This is a genomic window from Bacillus cereus group sp. MYBK95-2 (assembly GCF_051915225.1).
GTDB classification, from domain to species: Bacteria; Bacillota; Bacilli; order Bacillales; family Bacillaceae_G; genus Bacillus_A; species Bacillus_A cereus.
Genome location: NZ_JBQAEH010000001.1, coordinates 648,718 through 671,065 on the forward strand (window position 1 = coordinate 648,718; position 22,348 = coordinate 671,065).

Consider the following 22,348-nt stretch of genomic DNA (forward strand, 5'->3'; position numbering starts at 1 on the left):
CATATTAAATTCGTTAACCCAATCAATCGCGAGTATCTTTACCTCTTCTTCTATATATAATTTCGGTCAAGAACGCCAAACCTACCGAAAGTCCAAACGCAACGCCGAAAGCTGCTACGTACAAATTACCGAATGCCTTCGCTGCCGTCATAAATACGAATGCGAATATGATGAATAACGTTTCTTTGCGCTTGTTTTTCATAGTATAATTCTTCCGCCTTCTTTCTTAAATCGAACCTTAATGCGCACCTTCCTTCTCTTCCATTTCTTTTAATTCATCTTGCCACTTATCGCCAATACCACCACTAGGCGTATTCCATCGTTTTTCCTGACGTAGGATTCTTGCCTTGTCTTCTTCCGTCATTTCATCTTGGTATTTTTTAGCTTCCTCACGTTGTTGTTCTTCATATTCTCTTTCCTGCTGTTCCAAATGTCTTCTATGCGCCTCTTTATCAATAATCTTTTCGCAGTCGTGCTCTGGCTCCTTCGTTTCATCGTGTCCGTGTCCGCAATAATCGTTCGGAATTTTAGTACTAGATTTCGTAGCTGGTTTAGGATTACCTGTTGCATGGTCTTCGTTAGCTTTCGCATCTTTAGCCGCAGTATTTCTAAGACCATCTTGCTCTTTCTTCGTTACACTTCCATCAGGGTTAAACGTTATAGTCATCGAACCTTCTCCACCATGCCCTAAATATCCGTAGATAGAGAATGACTTATATTTCTCGATAAATCTAGGCGCACCCGCTATCTCTTTAACCTTGTTCGCAGACATTCCGACTTTGATGCCGTCATACTGTTCTATTGATACGGATGGCGCGTCGTTATTTGCATCTTTATAATATGGACGTCTGTCGTTAATCTCCGCATCTTCCTTCGTTGATTCCTCCACTTGTTGCGGCTTCGCGTCCTTTGCAGGTTCTTCGTCAACCTTTTCGCCCTTAGTCGGGTTGGACGTTTCCTCTTCTCCTTGCGCAGTTTCAACAGAATCGTGTTTCTTATACGGCTCGTAGTTTGCTTGCTCTTTCGTAGAACAAGCGCTAAAGATTGACGTTGTAGCCACCCCTAATAAAACTACTTTCTTTAATGACTTCATAGTAATTCCCCCAGTGTTGTTTAATGCATATTAATCAACCTATGTTAATTCATTATATATTAATAGCAGGTTTCATAAAGGGCACTTAACTTAACTTCGCATACGTAACGCACTTCGATATTGCCCTTTATGTATATTCCGCCACGAATTTTATTAAATCGAACCTTTATACGTCCTCTTCTTCTTTCCTTTTACTAATAAACTCGCCCACCCTAGCAGTAACAATCGATGCAGCTACCGCCATTGCAAACACTACCGCCAATCCTCCCATAATGACATTCCCTATTATCTTCGTAACTATCAAAAGTACGAACGTAACTATTAACAGAATTGCAGAAGGTTTCCGCCCCTTTTTTATTTTAATTTTTATCTTCATGCAATATCCTCCTTTCTAATATTTCTTTTTTGTATCCTCTGCTTAAATCCTCTCACCGCACCTCTAGCGGAATCAAACGATCTTCCAGTCCTTTCCGATAATAATCGGGAAATCTCTCTCTCTGAAACTTTATCGTAATTTTCTGCCGCATAGATCATTGCATCCAATACCAAAACATCCGCTTCTTTCTCACATAATTTTGCGTAAACCTCATCGTATGTACTTATATTATAGATTGCATTCTCTTCTATATTTTCTGTACAATCCCCTAACGTTTCCAATCCACTAATATCTCCGATCAAGATTAACGCCCTTCTTCTTCTCCCTCTTTCTCCGCAATAATGTCGTAATCCTTGATAAATAATAGTCTTTACCCGATTATCGAAATTCCCCTTATTTATATCAAACGTTCTAATCGCATATTCTATTCTGCGGAAACAATCGTCTATAAAGTGTACCTCGTTATTTATCTTATGCCAGTTACTGTTTGCTAGGCGCTCTATTAACGGTATATAGTGCGCTTTTATTATCGTTCTATATTTATTATTATCGCATATTCTCATGTAATAATCTTCCACTTCTTTTTTAGCTGATAGCGCTATTCTGTTTAATGTTGCGTTTATGTCTTCACCTGTTTTTGCGTATTGTCTTATAGTAAGCCTGTTTTCCATGCGTAAGTCTTCCACCTCTTGCCGTGCCCTTGTCATCCTCCGATATTCAATCCACTCTGTTAGTGGCGTTTAATACCGAATCTATACTTTTGACGATTGGTGAGGCACTTACTAGCAGAATGGAACGATAACAGGAAATAGGCGCGGAGTTCGTTCCCTACTCGCAGTAAAAGCGAATAGAGAAGCGGATCAAACTAGCGTCATGTCACGCATAACGAGGTTTCTAGTACTTGCCGTTCCTATCCGTGTACTTTCGTACTCAACGACTTTCTACATACAAGTTTGCCCCTGTATGCGATATCTTTCGTTGATTCCTGCGACCGTAATCGCAACAAACACCACCCTAGCCGATTATGTGCGCTACCCACTAGACCTATACACGCAAGGGAACGGAATTGCGTTAATTGTATAGCGCTAGTGGTTGCGGCGGTCTAGCTACCCTTTTACGTTTTTATAGCGGTACGGCTTCCGCTTTTTCGACTTACTACCGCATCAGCACCTAAAAAAGACAATAAGAAACTAAGCCTTGCAGCCTTCGAATTTTTTCGATAGAATGAAGGTACTGAATGACGGTATCATCGGTTATTTAGTTATATGCGAATGTTTTGAGTCTCCGATTGCCGTCGGGGACTTTTTTCTTTTTCGATTAAATATTTAAATGGCTTAACGGTGAATGACGTTGATATTTGCGTCCGATCTCACTATCTGTAAAATCTAAGTACGCTTTTTGCGTTACTTCTACGCTTGAATGTCCTAAAATACGCGATAACGTAACGAAGTCCCCTCCATTTAATAAGTAATACTTCGCAAAATTATTTCGCAATTGATGCGGATGTATATCTACTCCGACCTTCTTACCGTTCAACCTAAGAGTTCTTTCAAAATTACGAATTTCTAACTGAGTCCCTCTTATTGTAGGGAATAGGTAGAAACTGTTTGAATAACGATCTCTATATAACAACCAATTCTTTAGTTCTCTAGATATCTTTTGTGAAAAATACACATATCTTTGTTGATTGTTTTTAGGGTTTTCAATAAGAATAGACCTCGTTTTAAAATCAATTACGTCAGGTATAAGAGATAAACATTCTCCAATCCGCATTCCTGTATCTAATATTAGACGCGTAATTAACCAATCACGATATCCATGAAACGTTGTATTATCAAAGGTTCTCATTACCTTTTCTAGTTCTTCTTTTGATAATAAAGGCTTCTTTTTACGGCTCGGCTTTATACTTTCTATCGCTTCGACTGGATTCTTGCGTATCTCCCGCTCTACTTCGTATAAATAATTAAAAAACACCTTTATATTTCGAATATAATTAGAAATCGTCGTAACACTTAATGGCTTACGATAATCATCCCGTTTATGAGGATAATTAACTTTCGCTGATTTTTCGTTAACCGTTACCGTATATTTACCTCGCTCTCTCAAATATTTAATATAATGACGTATGTGTGCCGATTTAACCTTATCGACCTCACTTATATCAAATTCGTTCTTTATGTACGCTGAAAACAACTTAAGTGTTTGTTCGTAACTTCTCAAAGTCTTGACCGAAAGATTCTTCGACGTACAATACAACATAAAATTTTCAATTTGAAATTCGAAATCAGACAACAAAAAACACCGCCCTCTTGATAGTTTTAGTAACTACCAAAAGAACGGTGTTTATCACCAAATGACCGTGTTATTTATCGGTCAAAAAAGATATTTATTGCTCAACGATCTTCAACGTTAAATTCGCGTCAGATACTGTTATATCAGCGTTTACGAAGCCTTATGTTCAAGTCTCAGCTTATCCGCAACCATTGCAATGAACTCAGAGTTCGTAGGTTTTGCTTTTGACATGGATACTGTATAACCGAATAAGGACGAAATAGAATCAATATTCCCACGGCTCCAAGCTACTTCAATCGCGTGACGAATTGCGCGCTCCACACGGCTTGCTGTTGTATTATATTTCTTTGCGATATCTGGATACAATACTTTCGTAATCGATCCTAATAATTCGATATCGTTGTATACCATGGAGATTGCTTCTCGTAAATACATATATCCTTTAATATGAGCGGGTACACCAATTTCATGAATGATACTCGTAATACTCGCATCTAAGTTTTTCGGTTTTCCATCTACTGTTGTTGCTGATCGGAATGATGGTAGTGGACGTTTAATCATAGCGTTTGCTTTACCACTCACTTGACGAATATGACTCGTTAAATTCTCCATATCAAATGGTTTTAATATGAAATATGAGGCACCTAAGTCAACTGCTTTTTTCGTCACATCTTCTTGGCCAAATGCTGTCAACATAATTACGCTAGGCTGTTTTAACCTTTCAATATGTCGCATTTTCTCCAATACAGCTAAACCATCTAAGTGTGGCATAATAATGTCTAAAACGAGTACATCAGGTTGCTTATCTGTTAATAAGTTTAAACACTCTTGACCATTATAAGCAGTACCGATTACTTCCATATCATCTTGAGCGGCTACATAGCTCTCTAACATTGATACTAGTTCTTTATTATCATCCACAAGACATACTTTAATTTTCTCCACAGCTTTTCCTCCCTTACCGAATCGATTCTCCGACATGTGTATCCTTCTAGGCTACATGAATTGTTCGACAATTGTGTGAAAATTCCCTTTTAAAGTTTCTTACTTTCCGATAAAATCACAAAAAAATATGTTTATCGTTCATTTATTCCCTTTCGCAACACATTCCATCATAGAAATACAACGAAACGTTCAACCCTTTCCTTTTATTTTACAACAAAAAACACCTCTTGCGGAGCTTTTACAAAATTTCAACGAATTTTTCAACAGAAAAAGCGAGCTAATAATATATATTAGCTCGCTTTTTTCTCTTGATCATAAATATTAATTCCAGCTTGATGTAACATCCATTCAATATGAACACCATATCCTGATGTTGGATCATTTACAAATACATGTGTAACAGCACCAATTACTTTTCCATTTTGTACAATTGGACTTCCGCTCATTCCTTGTACGATACCGCCCGTTTTCGCTAATAGACGTTTATCTGTTACTTTTATTACCATACCCTTTGTGGCTGGGAATTTTTGCTGCACTGTACTAACGACTTCAATATCAAACGCTTCTACTTTATCTTGATCAATAACTGTTAATATTTTTGCCGGTCCTTCTTTTACTTGATGAGATAATGCGATAGGCATTGCTTTATCCATTATACCGTTTTTCATATTCGTATTTAATTTTCCAAAAATACCATATGGACTATTAATTGTAATATTGCCAATCACTTCACGGTCTGGTGAGAATCTCGCTAATTTCTCCCCTGGATTCCCATGACTACCTCTTTCAATTGATGTAACTGTCGAGCGCATAATTTGTCCATCTTCGACTTGAATCGGCTTTTTCGTATCATTATCAGAAATAACATGACCAAGTGCCCCATATTTCATAGAATCTGGATGAACAAATGTCATCGTTCCAATTCCAGCTGCCGAATCACGGATATACAAGCCAATTCGATAAGACGATTCACCGTTGTCTTTTTGTGGAGTTAGCTTCGTACGAATATATTTTCCATCTCTTAACAATACAAGATTAAGCGGTTCACCTGTTTCTCCACTATTATGAATAAACGGTGCTACATCACTCATTCTTTCAATTGTTTTACCATTAATTTCAGTAATCATATCTCCAATTTGTACACCTGCTGTTTCACCAGGAGATATTTTACCTTTTTCAGTTTGAATTAAATGATGGCCTACAACAAGTACACCTTTTGTATTTAATTTCACACCAATTGATTGTCCACCTGGAATCACTTTAAAATCTTTTAACACTTTCACATTTACTTTTTTTACTGGAAAACCAGCAAGCTGAAATACCATATCAGCTTCACCATTTTGATGAGAATTTACCATAAGTCCTTGTTTTTGTTCATTCGAACTCACTGTAAATACATGACGATTTGTGGATGAAGCTTTGAAAACTGGTAATGATGATATTTCTGATTGTTGTCCTTCAAAAACAACAAGTTGTTTCGGTGATGAAATAAACGTTCGAAGCGGTTTAAAACATCCAATAAAAACTAAAGAAACAAGGAGACAAAGACCTATTATTTTTCGAAATTTTTCTAATTTCAACTTGTTCACTCTCCTCGCTCCTACCCCACATTCAGCCTCTTGGCTTCACTTTTTAATCTCTCCTTGCAGTGCTTTATTTATAACCGGAAGAATTAAGAAATCGTCATTTGAGAAAAAAAGCTATCCATTACTGGATAGCCTCTGCTGTCTGTTTAAAATGATGCGCTTGCGTAAGTAATTCTTTCGCATGCTCTGTCGTTAAATCTGTGATTTCCACACCAGAAATCATTCGAGCTATTTCTGTTACTTTATCCTCCATAGTTAAAACAGTAACCGATGTAATTGTCCGATCATTCGCTACTTGTTTTCGAATAAATAAATGTGAATCTGCCATTGAAGCTACTTGAGGTAAGTGCGTAATACAAAGTACTTGCGAGTTTACTGATACTCGATAAATTTTTTCCGCAATAGCCTGTGCGACCCGGCCACTTACACCCGTATCCACTTCATCAAAAATAACAGATGCAACCCCTTGATGCTTAGAAAAAATGCTTTTTAAAGCTAAAATGATACGAGATAACTCTCCGCCAGATGCAACCTTTGAAAGTGGTTTTAGCGGCTCTCCTGGGTTCGTTGAAATATAAAATTCCACATGATCGTAACCATCCGCCGTAAGTCTTACCGGCGCACCTTCCACAAGGGGCTCTTCTACATTTCCTTCTCTCTTCATAATTCTCACTTCAAATTTCGTTTTTTCCATATATAATTCTTTTAATTCCTGATGAATTGCATTTGTAAGGTGTTCTGCAAGCTCATGACGCATATTACTTAACAACGTTGCTTCTTTCAGAATAACACTTTCTAATTCCTTCAACTGTTTCTTCGTCGTTTCAATATGAACGTCTTTATTTTCAATCGTAAAAATTTCCTGTTCAATTTTATCAGCATACGCTAAAATCTCTTCTACAGTATTTCCATATTTTCTCTTTAGCATACGAATTTCATTCAAACGTGTTTCGATTTCATCTAAACGATTTGGATCATATTCCATCATATCGAGCTTTTCTCTCAGTTGATAGGCAACCTCTTCTAATAAGTAATAGCTATTTGCAATTGAATCATGATTCTCCTGATACACTTCATCTAAATGTGTAATACTTTCCATTTGCCCCATTGCACTTCTTACATTATCTAACCCTTGTCCGTCGGCACTTAACGAACGATATGCATCACCTAACGCTTTATAAATCTTTTCAAAATTAGAAATTTGCAATCGTTCCTCAGTTAATTCATTTTCTTCATCCATCTTTAAATCCGCCTTGCAAATTTCTTCATGCTGAAATTGAATTAAATCTAAGCGATGTGCCATTTGTTGCTCATTTTCACTTAACGATTTCAATTGTTTTTTTAATTTTTCATAGTCAGCGTATACGTTTTGATATATGTCTAATTGTTTAACGATTCGATCCCCATCAAAGTGATCAAGCATAAACAGATGTCGTTCTTCATTCATTAAATCTTGCGTTTCGTGCTGTCCATGAATATCAACAAGTGTTTTCCCAATTTCTTTTAATATGCTAAGTGTAACAAGCTTCCCATTTACACGACATACACTCTTCCCGTTCGCAGCAATATCACGCTTTAAAATAATCATGCCATCTTCTATTTCTATATCTAACTCTTCTGCCTTTTCAATACATGGATGCTTCTCATCTTCAACATAAAATAGCCCTTCAATCTCAGCCTTCTCTGTTCCATATCGAACAAATTCTGCTGACCCACGGCCACCTACAAGTAAACTAATTGCATCAATAATAATCGATTTTCCGGCCCCTGTTTCACCGCTTAAAACCGTTAAACCTTTTTGAAAAGAAATATTTAATGCTTCAATAATAGCAAAGTTTCTAATCGATAATTCCGATAACAATGCCCCATTCACCTCGTTATAAAATAATCCCTTACTAAAGGATTTTCTCAGTTCTTCATTCAAATAATCATGCTATATATTTGTATGTATATACTCTTCTAACCCGCTTCATTGTACCAAACATTTGTTTTACGGGTCAATCCATCTATTTTCTAACTTTATGCAAACAAAATATTATATTACAATTGAAAATTCATATTTTTAACCAATAAAAATATCTTGTTCACTTTCCACTTTACGATGGAAAGCAAACAAGATTTTTTGTTACAACATATTTAAGAAACGATCAGAGACAACACCTGTATCGTCAGGTGTACGGCAAATAATTAAGCAAGTATCATCACCACAGATGGTTCCGATGATCTCATCCCACTCTAAATGATCAATAAGTGCTCCAAGTGAATGAGCGTTACCAGGCAATGTTTTTAGCACAAGCATATGTCCTGCCGTGTCTAATTTTACAAATGAATCCACTAGATTTCGTTTTAATTTTTGTAACGGGTTAAATCGTTGATCTGCTGGCAAGCTATATTTATAGCGCCCATCATGTAATGGCACCTTCACTAAGTGCAGTTCTTTAATATCGCGCGATACTGTTGCTTGCGTTACATTAAATCCCTCATTACGTAAAATATCAACTAATTCATCTTGTGTTTCAATTTCTTTGTTTGCAATAATTTCCCTGATTTTAATATGGCGCTGACCTTTATTCATACATTTGCACCTCACACTATCTCTTACCATAGTTTAAACATTGGTATACTTCACTTATTTATGTTAACTTATAATTCGTTTCTTGTACACAATTGTTTTTACAATCATTATACAATTACAGCAAAAAGAGGAACAACATATGTTATTCCCCTTTCCCTTTTTGTTTTAGAACTTCATGCGCTTCTGTAACAACTTGCTCTATAGAAATCGGAGAATGATTTTCGCCATTCTCACGTTCACCATGCCATTTCAGATGAATTAAAAATTCAATATTACCATCCCCACCCGTAATTGGTGAGAATGTTAAACCTTCCACATCATAGCCTTCTTTTAAAGCAAACTCGACAATCATTTCTACAACAGCTTCATGTACTTTTCTATCACGAACGATACCTTTTTTCCCAACTTGCTCTCTTCCAGCTTCAAACTGCGGTTTAATTAACGCTGCTACATCTCCGTTAGGCATAAGCATTGTTTTTAAAACTGGCAGTATAAGCTTTAATGATATAAATGAAACATCAATACTTGCAAATTGAGGTAAACCACGTTCTAAGTCTGCTGGTGTCACGTAACGGAAGTTTGTTCGTTCCATTACAACAACACGCTCATCTTGACGTAATTTCCACGCTAGTTGATTGTATCCTACATCTAATGCATAAGATAATTTCGCTCCATTTTGAAGCGCGCAATCTGTAAAGCCACCAGTTGATGAACCAATATCTATCATAACTTTATCTTGTAAATCAAGATGAAATGTCTCTAATGCCTTTTCAAGTTTATAACCACCACGACTTACATACGGCATAACTTGTCCCTTCACCGTAATCTCAGTATCTTGCGAGATTTTCTCTCCTGGCTTATCAAGTCTCATCTCATTTGCATATACGAGTCCGGCCATAATGGCGCGCTTTGCTTTCTCACGCGTTTCTATAAGTCCTCGCTCTACTAATAGTACATCTACTCTTTCTTTTTTTACGCTCATTTGTTACGCCCTTTTTTGTTTTGATGGAATCATTGTATGAATACGGTCTACAACAGCATCTGTCGTTAAACCAATTTCTTCTAATAATTTTGTTACACTTCCGTGCTCTATGAAGCGATCTGGAATACCCATTCGTTCAACTAATGCACTATGGTAACCATTTTCAGATGCAAATTCAACTACTCCTGTTCCAAAACCACCGATTAAACAAGCTTCTTCAATCGTTAAAATCGGTATATTCTTTCCTAGAAGATCATGTAAATATGCTTCATCCATTGGTTTAATAAAGCGAGCATTCACTACTTTCACTGAAACCCCAGCTTTTTCAAGACGCTCAGCTGCTTCCATTGCCATTGGTATTGTCGTACCAAACGTTAAAATAGCTGCTTGTGTGCCCTCTTTTAACGTCTCCCACGTACCGATTGGAATCGCCTTTAATTCTTCATCCATATGAACGCCAAGTCCATTACCGCGCGCATAACGCAATGCGATTGGTCCATCTTCATATTGCATCGCCGTATAAACTAAATGTTGACCTTCATTTTCATCTTTCGGCATCATAAGCACCATATTCGGCAAGTGACGTAAGAATGAGATATCAAATACGCCTTGATGCGTTTCACCATCTGCTCCTACTAATCCCGAACGATCTATTCCGATGAAAACATTTAAATTTTGGCGGCATATATCATGAACAACTTGGTCATATGCTCTTTGTAAAAATGTTGAATAAATCGCTAAGAATGGCTTCATTCCTTGCGTTGCCATACCTGCTGCCATTGTTGTAGCATGCTGTTCTGCAATACCTACATCAATCATACGATCTGGGAATTCTTTTTGGAATTTCTCAAGTTTTGATCCAACAGGCATTGCAGGTGTAATTGCTACGATACGCTCATCTGCTCTCGCTAGCTTAAGTACTGTTTCACTAACGACAGCACTCCATGCTGGTGCAACTTCTTTCGGCTTAACGAAGTCACCTGATTCAATTTTATAAGGTCCTGTTCCATGCCAAGTTCCAATAACATCACTCTCAGCCGGTTTATAACCTTTTCCTTTTTTCGTAATAACGTGAACAAGTACTGGGCCTTTTGTTTTCTTTGCATATTGCAACGTTTCGAATAACTTTTCATAATCATGCCCATCGACTGGACCTAAATATGTAAAGCCTAACTCTTCGAAAAAGACACCAGATACTAGTAAATATTTAAGACTATCTTTTATTTTCTCTGCTGTCGCAGCCACTTTCCCGCCAACTGCTGGAATTTTCTTTAATATATACTCTAATTCATCTTTTACCCAGTGATATTTTCCTGCGGTACGTAAACGACCGAGCACATTATGAAGCGCACCAACGTTTGGTGCAATTGACATTTCATTATCATTCAAAATAACAATCATGTCTGTTTTTTCATGTCCAATATGGTTCAATGCCTCTAAAGCCATTCCGCCTGTTAAAGCACCATCTCCAATAATTGGTATAACATATTCTTTCGTTTTCTTTAAATCACGTGCCAGAGCCATTCCCATTGCAGCCGATAACGAAGTCGAGCTATGACCAGTTTCCCATACATCGTGCTCACTCTCACAACGTTTCGGGAAACCACATAGACCTTGATATTGCCTTAATGTGCCAAACTCTTTCGCGCGTCCAGTTAAAATTTTATGTACATAGGATTGATGTCCTACATCCCATAAAAATTTATCTTGCGGGCTATCAAATAATTTGTGCAGAGCAATTGTGAGTTCTACTACACCTAAATTAGGTGCAATATGTCCACCTGTTTGAGAGAGCTCTTCAATTAAAAACTTACGAATATCCTCACTCAATCCCTCTAGTTCACTGATAGACATATCTTTCAAAAAACTAGGGTTTTGAATTTGCGTTAGATCCACATGGATCACTCACTTTCATTTCATAATCTGTCAACATGTCAAATATTATAAAAAACATTTACACAAAACAAGAAATTCTCTTTTCTATTTTTCGTCTTGTCCCGCTATTAACCAGTCTATTGCGCCTTAATCCTATTATAAACCATATTTCTTTAGGCGATGAAAAAAATAGCCGCTAACACGAAGTGATAACGGCAATGTAATCTACATATATTTTTGCCAATAACAAGAAAAGAAAAACCTTTTCCTACATTTATATCATAAAATGATGAATGACTCAACAAATGAAAACGCTGTTATATTAGTTATTACGTTTTGCAATCAAATCGCAAATAGATAGTAAATATTCATCTTGTAATTGCAAGGAGCTAATCGCACCTTTTGCTTCTGCAATTGTTTCTTCTAAAATATCCTTTGCTCTATCTACAGTAAACAACGTCGTATATGTGCTCTTTTCATTAGAAAGATCACTACCAATCGGTTTTCCAATCTCTTCTTCAGTTCCTTCGACATCTAAAATATCATCTCGAATTTGGAAAGCTAGACCGATATATTTGGCAAACGTAAGCAACTTTTCTTCTTGCTCTTCTGTCGCATCAGAAAGTATCGCACCCGCAAGTACAGCAAATTCAAGTAGTTTTCCGGTCTTATGTTTATGGATGTACTCCAATTCATCAATCGTAAGGCGTTTCCCTTCCGCTTCCATATCTGCCACTTGTCCGCCAACCATTCCTTCTGGTCCTGCTGCTTTTGCGAGTTCAAGTACAAGTCTTACTTTTTTTTCAGCAGAAATTTCTTTTTGCTCATATGCCATAATAACTTGAAAAGCGTATGTCAATAAGCCATCTCCTGCTAAAACTGCCATCGCTTCACCAAATACTTTGTGATTTGTGGGCTTTCCTCTTCTTAAATCATCATCATCCATACAAGGTAAATCATCATGAACTAACGAATATGTATGAATCATTTCAAGAGCACAAGCTGCACCTACTCCAAGATTTCTTTCTTTCCCAAACGCTTGTAATGTTGCAAACAAAAGTAACGGGCGGAGACGTTTTCCACCCGCTTCCAAAGAATATGCCATCGCTTCACGAAGTACATTTGGACATTGTAATCCATTTGCATAGCTTACAAGTTTTTCTTCTACGAAAGTTTTACTTTCTTTCAAAAAAGTATCAAAAGCAATCGTCACTATGCTTCATCTCCTAAAGCAGTAAACGGTTCAAGCTCTCCATCTTCCCCAAGAATAACTGCCATTTGTTCTTGTACATTCTTCAACTTCTCATCACAAAGCTTAGATAATTCCATACCTTCTTTAAAATAAGAAATCGCTTCTTCTAAAGGTACGTCACCTTGTTCTAGCTTAGAAACAAGATGCTCAAGTTGCGAAATTGCCTCTTCAAAGCTTAATTTATTTTCCATTATTCAATTCACGCTCCTCTATGCCTGATACGCTACAATCTAGTATTCCATCTTGTAATTGAACTGAAACAGCATCTCCAAGGCTTACATCTTTCACACTTTTTAACACTTGCTTCTCTTCATCATATACAAGCCCGTACCCTCTCATCATTACTTTAAGCGGACTTAACGCTTCAAGTTTTTGAGCAGCTCTTACAAAGGCAAATTCTTTCGTTTGAAGTAACGTTTGCATTTCACGTTGTAATTGCTTTTGCAACGTTTCCACAGCTACCTTCGTTTGCATAATTTTTTGAGATGGGTGGTGCTTCTCTAAATAAAATGAAAGTTGCTTTAACTGATTCACCTTTTTATCAATATAGCGCTCTTTCGCTAAAACAAGCTGTTCTAGCGCTCTATCTAATTGCTCTTCCTTTTGCTCATATACTTGTCTTGGATAACGGAACGCATACGATTTTTGCAACACTTGTAGTTTTTCTTCTTTTTTATGTACTAACTCTCTCATTGCTCTTTGCAATCTCAGAGTTCTTTGTAATACCTTTTCTTGTAACTCTATAATGTTAGGTGCTGCCAACTCAGCTGCTGCGGTCGGTGTTGGCGCGCGTAAATCTGCAACAAAATCTGCAATTGTAAAATCTGTTTCATGGCCTACTGCCGAAATAATAGGAATTTCACTCTTAAAGATTGCTCTTGCAACCATTTCCTCATTGAAAGCCCATAATTCCTCAATAGAACCTCCACCACGACCAACGATTAGTACATCTATCTCTCCCATTTCATTCGCTGTACGAATCGCTTGTACAATCGAGGGAGCCGCTGACTCCCCTTGTACAAGTACCGGAAATACAATAACATTCCCAATTGGATAACGACGTTTAATCGTTGTTATAATATCACGAATCGCTGCTCCTGTTGGCGACGTAATCACACCTATTGTTTTAGCGTAAGGAGGAATCGCTTTTTTATAAACTTGAGAAAAAAGTCCTTCCTCTTCTAAACGAACTTTTAACTGTTCGTACGCTAAATGTAAATTTCCGACTCCGTCAGGCTGCATGTCTTGAATATAAATTTGATAAGAACCACTCGCCTCGTAAACAGAGATTTTTCCTTTCACGAGTACCTTCATCCCATTTTCAGGTTTGAATTTAATATTACGATTATGGCCCGCAAACATAACCGCTGCGATTCTTGCATTTTCATCTTTCAATGTAAAATACATGTGGCCACGGCTATGATTTTTAAAGTTGGAAATTTCACCTTTTAACCAAACAGACTGCAAATGCGGATCATATTCTATTTTTGTTTTTATATAGCGTGTTAACGCTGTAACGGTTAAATATTGCTTCTCCATTTCTCTCTCCTCATAGCCGACTCAAATTATTTACAAACGACACCTGCACGTTTGGCAGATTCAACAGTATTATGAAGAAGCATTGTGATTGTCATTGGACCAACACCCTTTGGCACAGGTGTAATGTAACCCGCAACATCTAACACGTTGTCAAAGTCAACATCACCACAAAGTTTTCCTGTTTCTAAACGGTTAACACCAACGTCAATTACAACCGCCCCTTCTTTAATATAATCCGCTGTTATCATTTTAGGTCGTCCAACAGCTACGATTAAAATATCAGCTAACTTCGATAACTCTTTCATATTTTGCGTCTTAGAATGACAATATGTGACAGTGGCATTTTCATTTAAAAACAATTGCCCCACTGGTTTACCGACAATATTACTTCTTCCAATTACTACTACATGTTTTCCAGAAATATCAAGATTTGTTTCTTTTACTAATTCTACAATACCATGCGGTGTACATGGAAGGAATGTATCTTGTCCCGTCATCATACGTCCCACGCTGATTGGGTGAAATCCGTCTACATCCTTTTCTGGTGAAATTCTTTCAATGATAGCTTTTTCTTCAATATGTTTTGGTAAAGGTAATTGCACTAATATGCCATTAATACGGTCATCGCCATTTAAGCGATCGATTTCAGCAAGCAAACGTTCCTCAGTAATTGTTTCAGGAAGTTCAATTAGCTCTGAGTAAATCCCTACTTGTTCACAGCCTTTTTCTTTTCCTTTCACATAAGAACGAGATGCTGGATCTTCTCCAACTAAAATAACTGCTAATCCTGGTACAATACCTTGCTCTTTCAACTTCACAACTTCTTCTGTTAATTGTGCTCGTTTTTTCTCCGCAACTTCATTTCCTTTGATGATTACTGCTACCATTTTAAGATTCCCCCTTAAAGAATTTACAGTGTATCTTTTATATTAGATAAAACGCCGTTAATAAAACGACGAGATTCCTCATCCCCAAATGTTTTAGCAATTTCAATTGCTTCGTTAATTGTTACGTTGTGTGGAATTTCTTCCATGTATTTCATTTCATACACAGCTACACGTAAAATACTGCGATCAACAATACTAATACGCTCAAGCTTCCACTTTTTTAAATTTTGACGAATCGCTTCATCGATTGCTTCTTTATTTTCTACAAAACCTACTACAAGTGACTCTAGAAACTCATTTGTTTCTTCGCCTTCATCTAGCGTGTTTTCCACTGCTACTTTCGGTTCTAATTCACCTGTAATATCCATTTGGTATAATGCTTGCATTGCTCTTTCTCTAGCCGTCCTACGTTTCATTGTAACTCTCCTTTATGCTTCAAGTCTTTCCTTATACTTTGTTATATTATTATAATTTATAAGCCGTCAATTCACTTACTCTTACAGTTTTCATTGATTTTCCAACCTTATAATACAATGATAATAACACAATTTATCGTTTCACACACGGGTTACAAGGCTGAAAAATAATAAAAAGATTAACTTCAAGTTCCATATCTTATCACAATGTACGTTTTTTGGAAAAACGACACATTTTCTTGTTTATTTCTTATTTTTTGAAATAGTATAATAATTAGAGGGTTGTAATTTGTGAAGAAATGAAACGATAAAAAAGATGCCTATGTTACTAGGCACCTTTTCATTCTTACACTGGTTCGATTTCTGTTTTTTGTGTTTCGAATGTTACGCCAACGATGTGAACATTCACTTCTTTTGGCTCAAGTCCTGTCATTGTAAAGAGTGCTTGGCGAATATTGTCTTGAATCTTTTGTGCAACAACTGGAATTGCTACACCAAAATACATTACAACATAAAGGTCAACGATAATATCTTCGTTTGCTAATTCAACCTTTACACCTTTACCATGATTTTTCTTACCTAACTTCTCAACAACATCTGTAGCAAAATTACCGCGCATTGCCGCTACACCTTCTACTTCAGCAGCTGCAATACCTGCAATTACTTCAATTACTTCTGGTGCAATTTCTACTTTACCAAGAGTTGTATCTTGACCCATATCTAACATATGTTCAGCCATGAAAAAAACCTCCTTTAATGTATCACTGCGTCACAAGTTCATGCTCTTCCAAAAATTTCGTATTAAACTCACCTTTTACAAAATCAGGATGATCTAGCAATTGCAAATGGAACGGGATTGTTGTATGTACGCCTTCAATGACAAATTCACTAAGTGCGCGCTTCATTTTTGCAATTGCCTCTTCACGTGTTTTTCCGTGAACAATTAATTTAGCAACCATCGAATCATAGAAAGGTGGGATTGAATATCCCGGATATACAGCTGAATCGACGCGAATACCAAATCCTCCTGGTGGTAAGTACATTTCTACTTTACCTGGAGATGGCATAAATTTTTTGGCAGGGTTTTCCGCATTAATTCGACATTCAATTGCCCAACCATTAAATTGTACTTCTTCTTGCTGTAACGATAACTTTTCTCCTGAAGCAACAAGAATTTGTTCTTTAATTAAGTCCATTCCTGTTACCATTTCAGTAACCGGATGCTCAACCTGAATTCTCGTATTCATCTCCATGAAGTAAAAGGTTTTCGTTTTATATTCATAAATAAACTCAACCGTACCAGCACCTGTATAATCAACCGCTACCGCCGCTTTAACTGCCGCTTCACCCATCTGCTTGCGAATCTCTTCATCAAGTGCAGGTGATGGACTTTCTTCTAATAGTTTTTGCAAACGGCGCTGAATTGTACAATCACGCTCTCCTAAATGAATGGCATTTCCGTGTGTATCTGCCATTATTTGAATCTCAACATGGCGGAAATCTTCAACGTACTTTTCTAAGTATACACCAGGGTTCCCAAAAGCGGTACTAGCTTCTTGCTGTGTAATTTGAATTCCTTTTATAAGCTCTTCTTCATGGCGTGCAACACGAATACCTTTTCCACCGCCACCTGCAGTCGCTTTAATAATAACTGGATATCCAATTTGATTAGCAAGCTCAATCGCTTCTTCGGTATTTTTAATAATCCCTTGTGAACCTGGTACAATCGGAACCCCTGCTTCTTTCATTGTATCACGAGCAACGTCTTTTGTGCCCATCTTTGAAATAGCTTCTGGACTTGGACCGATAAAAATCAAGTTACATTCACGGCATAACTCTGCGAAATCTGCATTCTCTGCTAAAAATCCGTATCCCGGATGAATAGCATCGCAGCCTGTTAACTTCGCAACGCTAATAATGTTTGTCAAATTTAAATAGCTTTCTTTCGAAATCGTTGGTCCTACACAATACGCCTCGTCTGCAATCTGTACGTGAAGTGACTCTTTATCTGCTTCTGAATAAATTGCAACTGTTTCAATATCCATTTCTTTACAAGCACGAATAATTCGTACAGCAATTTCCCCACGATTGGCTATTAATACTTTTTTTATCATCACAAAGACTCCCTTATTACGCTTTTACAAGAAATAGCGGTTGTCCATATTCAACAAGCTGTCCGTTATTAACAAGAATTTCAACAATTTCGCCCTCTACATCAGCATCAATTTCGTTAAATAACTTCATAGCCTCGACAATACATACGATAGAATCTTTCGATACTCTATCCCCAACACTTACATATGGAGGTGTATCAGGCGAAGAAGAAGAATAGAATGTACCTACCATCGGTGATGTGATTTTATGTAGGTTTTCATTTTGAACAACCTTCTTCTCTTCTTGTTTTGGCACTTCTGCTTGCGCTGCTGCTACTGTCGTTTCAACTTCAACAGGCGCTACTGGTTGCATAGCTTGTTTTGCTGCAGGTGCTTGCACAGCAACAACTTCATTACCACGCTTTTTCATTTTGATTGTTGTACCGTCTTTTTTGTATTCAAATTCATCAATATTAGAGCTATCAATTAATTTAATTAATTCACGAACTTCTTGAATTTTAAACATGTAAAATCCACTCCCATACTCTTGTTTGTCCCGTTTTTACAGATTCTCGTCACGAAAACTAGATTGACTGTAAAAATACGATGTACTCTATTAGAAAATATATTTCATTAACTAATAGAAATATTTACTATTTCCATCTTACGATAAATTTTTTAAACATTCCAATTTATATTTCTTTATAATAAATCGAAATTCCTGTAAAAATATTATTCCAATAAAAATTTAATACCTAGTAATAATACCAAGTTTCACATGAAATTGGCAAGACCACTTCTTAAAAAACATTCACTACTTTTGCAAAACGTTACAAAGCAAACATGCCATTCCCTCCTCACTCTTCACCACAACTATAGTCAATAACATATTTTTACCAAATATTATTTTTTTGTTTACACGCCGTTCATCATTCCTTCATATAAGAATAGTATGTTCAAAGTGTAGAAAATATATTGTGTTGAGGTGTGGAAATATGATATGGCTCATTCTCTTTTTACCTGCCGTAATCGTTTGGGCATGCGTTCTTTTCATCCACGTCAAATCCGGAAAAAGTAATCATCAGTACCATGAACCATTAATCTTTTACTCACAACGTGTTTCTCCATTCCGAGTTGAACATAGTAAAAATAATTACAAAGACGACATAGAAAAAAGCTATCGAAAATGATAGCTTTTTTCTATTCACACATTTACTTGCATACTCTATTTTACTATTTGCATACCCTTTGCTTAGTAAAAGATAATAATCCGCAGGGAAATCCCTACGGATTAAAGTTTCACTTATTTCGCTGGTGGATCAAATTTCACACCTACATCTTTTGATCCGCCTTCACTTCTTACAAGTTGAATAATTTTATTTGCTTCTTTCTGTGAATGTTTTGCCGCTTTAACCGTTACTCTAATATCAGTGCCATCAGCTCTTACAAGAGCATCTGGATATCCTCCTTGAGATTTAATTACTGTCTCAAGTAATTCTTGCTTCGTTTCCATTGTCGTAATGGCATCAAAATTTTCTTTCGCTTTATTCTTTTCTGTTGCTGAAGCTTTTGTTGAACTCATCACTTCTTGTAATTTTGCTTTTTGTTCACTACGCTGATCTTCCATTTGCATACGTAAAGCTGTGAAATTCTCATCACTTGATTGAACTGATACATTGCCCTCTTTTTTACTTGTTTCTTTTTTTGCATTTTCTTTTTTGTCTGTTTCTTTATTTGTTGTTTCCTTGCTTGTATTTTCTTTTTTCGGAGTTTCTTTAGGCGCTTCGTTTGTTACTGCTTTATCAGTACCTTGTTTTTCTTGTCCAATCTTTTCACCTGTTGCCGGCGATGCTGTATTCATTTTGTCAGGAGTTGTCACGTAATACACAGATAGTACAACAACTAAACTTAACATCGTTAATAACCAAACTGTTTGTTTTTTTAACACTTTATTTCCTCCCTATCAATTTTTCGGTGAAACTGAAACGCGATGGGCCGGTACATCTAGCAGCCTTATCACAGCTTCTTTTACCATTGCTTTAACTTGTATATTATCCACTCCCTTTGCTACGACAAGAACACCACGTACTTTCGGCTTCTCTGTTCGTAAAACAACAGGAGTTTCTTTATCCCCTTCACGTATAATGACAGTCTTTTCATCAAGAGACTCGTCCTCTACTTCTCTCTTACCGCCTGTTTTATCTGTTTCACCTGTTGTTTGTGAGCGTTTCACTGTATTTTTTTCTAAAATTTTTTCTTCAGATGAATCTAAATTCACTTTAATCGTTACGTCTTTTACTCCTGCTATTTCTTCTAAAGCAGTTTTTAATTCTTGTTCATACGCTTTTTCATATTTTTCTACATTTGACATATTATCATTATTTTTTTGTCCAAAAGTTGGTACATCTTTTTCCTGGTTTTGAGTTTTTTGTTCTTTAAATACAGGTACTTCTTCTTTTTTACTTGAAAAAAAACTACTAGAAAACATAAGCAAAATTCCAAGTATGAGTAGGACAAGTAAGAACTTAGGTGTTACCTTTCTTCCCTTCTCATTACTTTCTTTTTCATCTCCATTCAATAAGTTTCGAAAAAATGAGAACTTCGAATTTTTATCTTTATTGTCCATTTACTCTACCTGTCCTCCCTTCCATTTGAACTTGGATTTGTTTATTCTCTAGTTGCCACCTGCTTGAAAAGAAGTCTTTCATTTCTACATTCGTTTCCTCTACTTTTTTCGGTGGTTCTTTCGTGTTAATTTCAACTGGTTTTACTGTTTCGATTGCATCATTTTTACTACGTTCTTTTTCTTTTAACGTCACAACAACAGATTGAATATCTTTCGCTGACTTTACTTCCGCTGTGCTTTCCGCTGCGACTATTTGTATTTCAGAGACTGACATACCATACTGTTTCTCAAACTCTTTTCCTACTTCTTTTTTCATTTTGGTAGCCATCTCTTCTAAACTATATGCACGTGTTAGAGCTTGTATTTCTTTTTTCTTCGAATCTATTGAATTTTTTACAGATCCTTCTGCTACGTACTTTTCTTCATTAAAATTTGCAATTACTTCATTTACATCTGTCTGCAATAGTTTAAAAAGGGGTGTTAAAATTAATACGACTAACAAAAGACTTACAACGAATTTAACGTATTTTTGCAAATTCGAATTTGGAAGAATAAGATGAAGCATTGTCGCTAAGAGCAAAAAAACGATAATATTTCTGATCCACTCTGTAACAAATTGCATACTCTTCACCTCCTACCGCATCATAAGTGTAATATTCCCCGCAGCAATAATAATTGTAATACTTAAAAAGAACATAAATGATACGATAGCTAAGCAAGCAAATACGTAAATGATGCTTCGTCCAATAATGTCTAAGCATTGAATAATTGCTCCGCCGCCAACCGGTTGCAATACTGCTGCTGCGAATTTATAAATAAATGCGATACAGAAAATTTGAATCGCTGGAAAAGCAACAATTAAACATAAAATGACGAGCCCAATAATTCCGACTGTGTTTTTCAATAATCCTGATGCGCTAATAACAGTATCTGCCGCTTCTGTAAACATCCTTCCGACTACTGGAATGAAGTTCCCTGTTACAAATTTAGCAGTTTTCACAGCTATTCCATCAGCAACGGCTGTTGCTGTTCCTTGTACAGATAATACTCCTAAAAAAATCGTTAAGAAAATACCGATAATCCCAACGCTAACGTTTTGCAGAAGCTTGGACAATTTCGTCACTTTATATTGATCACTCATTGTACTTACAATACTTAATATCGTTGCCAGTAATAAAAGCGGTAGAACGATATAATTCATAAGAAGCCCGCTTGTATTCATTAAGAAAATGATAATCGGATGAAAGAAAGATACAGATACAACCCCGCCACCAGTCGCTATAAGCGCCAATAAAATTGGCAATAGCGCTAATATGAAATCTACCATTGTTTGTATCGTTTCTCTTGCATATGTCATAACGACATAAAAACTATTTAAAGCAAAAATAATAAGTACCATATATACAACAGCATCAGCAATTTTACTTACACTACTTTTTGAAAAAGCGGATTGCAGTGATTGCAACAATGCACTAAAGATTGTGAGCATAATGAGTGTGCCAAGCAGTTTTCCATTAGCTGCAAGCTCATGAAATAAATATTTTAATAACCCTATCATCCACTCTTTTAGAGAGAATTCTTTTTCTCCCTTTACAAACTCCATAAAACTCCCTTTTTGACTCTCTGGCAAATAGCCTCCATATTTTGTAACAAGCCCGTCCCAAAATTGCTTCACATCTTCAATTCCGAGCTTATCCAATTGTTGATCAACGACGTTTGTTTCTACAGGAGAAGCTTGTACAACAACCGGTAAAGAAAAGAAAAGGAAGCAAGCAAATAGCAGCTTAGCTCCAAACCTCCTCAACATTCAC

24 protein-coding genes are annotated in these 22,348 nt (G+C 36.5%); 1 reads left to right on the forward strand and 23 read right to left on the reverse strand.

What is annotated here, in order from left to right; translation table 11 throughout:
- Window positions 1-22 precede the first annotated feature (22 nt).
- The 19 genes from ACTFN4_RS03275 to accB form a co-directional block, all read right to left on the reverse strand.
- Window positions 23-202: a hypothetical protein gene (locus tag ACTFN4_RS03275; RefSeq protein ID WP_439962077.1), complete on the reverse strand. Its 180-nt coding sequence runs from the start codon at window positions 200-202 to the stop codon at window positions 23-25.
- Between the two features lie 36 nt (window positions 203-238).
- Window positions 239-1,093: a hypothetical protein gene (locus tag ACTFN4_RS03280; protein WP_439962078.1), complete on the reverse strand. Its 855-nt coding sequence runs from the start codon at window positions 1,091-1,093 to the stop codon at window positions 239-241.
- Window positions 1,094-1,259: 166 nt separating this feature from the next.
- Entirely contained in the window at window positions 1,260-1,469 is a 210-nt protein-coding gene (locus tag ACTFN4_RS03285) for a hypothetical protein (protein WP_439962079.1), read from the reverse strand.
- Window positions 1,466-2,140: a hypothetical protein gene (locus tag ACTFN4_RS03290; protein WP_439962080.1), complete on the reverse strand. Its 675-nt coding sequence runs from the start codon at window positions 2,138-2,140 to the stop codon at window positions 1,466-1,468. The genes ACTFN4_RS03285 and ACTFN4_RS03290 overlap by 4 nt, the downstream gene beginning before the upstream one ends.
- 646 nt (window positions 2,141-2,786) lie before the next feature.
- Window positions 2,787-3,761: a tyrosine-type recombinase/integrase gene (locus ACTFN4_RS03295; protein WP_439962081.1), complete on the reverse strand. Its 975-nt coding sequence runs from the start codon at window positions 3,759-3,761 to the stop codon at window positions 2,787-2,789.
- Window positions 3,762-3,911: 150 nt separating this feature from the next.
- Window positions 3,912-4,706: a sporulation transcription factor Spo0A gene (gene spo0A / locus ACTFN4_RS03300; RefSeq protein WP_011110369.1), complete on the reverse strand. Its 795-nt coding sequence runs from the start codon at window positions 4,704-4,706 to the stop codon at window positions 3,912-3,914.
- 290 nt (window positions 4,707-4,996) lie between these two features.
- Window positions 4,997-6,295: a SpoIVB peptidase gene (gene spoIVB, locus ACTFN4_RS03305; RefSeq protein WP_002000940.1), complete on the reverse strand. Its 1,299-nt coding sequence runs from the start codon at window positions 6,293-6,295 to the stop codon at window positions 4,997-4,999.
- 118 nt (window positions 6,296-6,413) lie between these two features.
- Complete coding sequence (gene recN, locus ACTFN4_RS03310; RefSeq protein ID WP_439962082.1) at window positions 6,414-8,153, reverse strand: DNA repair protein RecN; 1,740 nt, start codon at window positions 8,151-8,153, stop codon at window positions 6,414-6,416.
- Between the two features lie 264 nt (window positions 8,154-8,417).
- A complete protein-coding gene (argR, locus tag ACTFN4_RS03315; protein ID WP_001032580.1) occupies window positions 8,418-8,867 on the reverse strand; it encodes an arginine repressor ArgR in 450 nt (149 codons plus the stop codon).
- Window positions 8,868-9,009: 142 nt separating this feature from the next.
- Window positions 9,010-9,849 carry a TlyA family rRNA (cytidine-2'-O)-methyltransferase gene (locus tag ACTFN4_RS03320; RefSeq protein ID WP_000111875.1) on the reverse strand — a complete coding sequence of 280 codons (840 nt, stop codon included), beginning with the start codon at window positions 9,847-9,849 and terminating at the stop codon, window positions 9,010-9,012.
- A 3-nt stretch (window positions 9,850-9,852) separates the two neighbouring features.
- A complete protein-coding gene (gene dxs / locus ACTFN4_RS03325; RefSeq protein ID WP_000366452.1) occupies window positions 9,853-11,745 on the reverse strand; it encodes a 1-deoxy-D-xylulose-5-phosphate synthase in 1,893 nt (630 codons plus the stop codon).
- A gap of 301 nt (window positions 11,746-12,046) precedes the next feature.
- A complete protein-coding gene (gene ispA, locus ACTFN4_RS03330) occupies window positions 12,047-12,937 on the reverse strand; it encodes a (2E,6E)-farnesyl diphosphate synthase (protein ID WP_000150380.1) in 891 nt (296 codons plus the stop codon).
- Window positions 12,937-13,167 (reverse strand): exodeoxyribonuclease VII small subunit, encoded by a 231-nt coding sequence (xseB, locus tag ACTFN4_RS03335; protein ID WP_000428423.1) that lies wholly within the window; start codon window positions 13,165-13,167, stop codon window positions 12,937-12,939. The genes ispA and xseB overlap by 1 nt, the downstream gene beginning before the upstream one ends.
- Window positions 13,157-14,515: an exodeoxyribonuclease VII large subunit gene (gene xseA / locus ACTFN4_RS03340; protein ID WP_000415249.1), complete on the reverse strand. Its 1,359-nt coding sequence runs from the start codon at window positions 14,513-14,515 to the stop codon at window positions 13,157-13,159. The genes xseB and xseA overlap by 11 nt, the downstream gene beginning before the upstream one ends.
- Window positions 14,516-14,541: 26 nt before the next feature.
- The gene (gene folD, locus ACTFN4_RS03345; protein WP_000226732.1) at window positions 14,542-15,402 is read right to left on the reverse strand and encodes a bifunctional methylenetetrahydrofolate dehydrogenase/methenyltetrahydrofolate cyclohydrolase FolD; all 861 of its coding nucleotides are present in this window, start codon (window positions 15,400-15,402) and stop codon (window positions 14,542-14,544) included.
- A 23-nt stretch (window positions 15,403-15,425) separates the two neighbouring features.
- Window positions 15,426-15,818, reverse strand: coding sequence for a N utilization substance protein NusB (gene nusB, locus ACTFN4_RS03350; protein ID WP_000830247.1), 393 nt, complete (start codon window positions 15,816-15,818; stop codon window positions 15,426-15,428).
- Window positions 15,819-16,164: 346 nt separating this feature from the next.
- Window positions 16,165-16,557, reverse strand: a complete 393-nt coding sequence (locus ACTFN4_RS03355) for an Asp23/Gls24 family envelope stress response protein (protein ID WP_000807630.1) — start codon at window positions 16,555-16,557, stop codon at window positions 16,165-16,167.
- A 22-nt stretch (window positions 16,558-16,579) separates the two neighbouring features.
- Window positions 16,580-17,932, reverse strand: a complete 1,353-nt coding sequence (gene accC / locus ACTFN4_RS03360; RefSeq protein ID WP_000592871.1) for an acetyl-CoA carboxylase biotin carboxylase subunit — start codon at window positions 17,930-17,932, stop codon at window positions 16,580-16,582.
- A 16-nt stretch (window positions 17,933-17,948) separates the two neighbouring features.
- Window positions 17,949-18,437 carry an acetyl-CoA carboxylase biotin carboxyl carrier protein gene (gene accB / locus ACTFN4_RS03365; RefSeq protein WP_000472866.1) on the reverse strand — a complete coding sequence of 163 codons (489 nt, stop codon included), beginning with the start codon at window positions 18,435-18,437 and terminating at the stop codon, window positions 17,949-17,951.
- 469 nt (window positions 18,438-18,906) lie between these two features.
- Between accB and ACTFN4_RS03370 the strand changes: the two genes are divergently transcribed.
- Window positions 18,907-19,101: a hypothetical protein gene (locus tag ACTFN4_RS03370; RefSeq protein ID WP_002179810.1), complete on the forward strand. Its 195-nt coding sequence runs from the start codon at window positions 18,907-18,909 to the stop codon at window positions 19,099-19,101.
- Window positions 19,102-19,214: 113 nt separating this feature from the next.
- Here ACTFN4_RS03370 and ACTFN4_RS03375 read toward each other — a convergent pair whose 3' ends face one another.
- The 4 genes from ACTFN4_RS03375 to spoIIIAE are packed head-to-tail and all read right to left on the reverse strand — an operon-like array spanning window position 19,215 to window position 22,344.
- Window positions 19,215-19,859 carry a SpoIIIAH-like family protein gene (locus ACTFN4_RS03375; RefSeq protein ID WP_000914710.1) on the reverse strand — a complete coding sequence of 215 codons (645 nt, stop codon included), beginning with the start codon at window positions 19,857-19,859 and terminating at the stop codon, window positions 19,215-19,217.
- A 15-nt stretch (window positions 19,860-19,874) separates the two neighbouring features.
- Complete coding sequence (gene spoIIIAG / locus ACTFN4_RS03380; RefSeq protein ID WP_000368880.1) at window positions 19,875-20,537, reverse strand: stage III sporulation protein AG; 663 nt, start codon at window positions 20,535-20,537, stop codon at window positions 19,875-19,877.
- Complete coding sequence (gene spoIIIAF / locus ACTFN4_RS03385; protein WP_001161052.1) at window positions 20,527-21,159, reverse strand: stage III sporulation protein AF; 633 nt, start codon at window positions 21,157-21,159, stop codon at window positions 20,527-20,529. The genes spoIIIAG and spoIIIAF overlap by 11 nt, the downstream gene beginning before the upstream one ends.
- A gap of 12 nt (window positions 21,160-21,171) precedes the next feature.
- Window positions 21,172-22,344 carry a stage III sporulation protein AE gene (gene spoIIIAE / locus ACTFN4_RS03390; protein ID WP_000946110.1) on the reverse strand — a complete coding sequence of 391 codons (1,173 nt, stop codon included), beginning with the start codon at window positions 22,342-22,344 and terminating at the stop codon, window positions 21,172-21,174.
- Window positions 22,345-22,348: the final 4 nt, after the last annotated feature.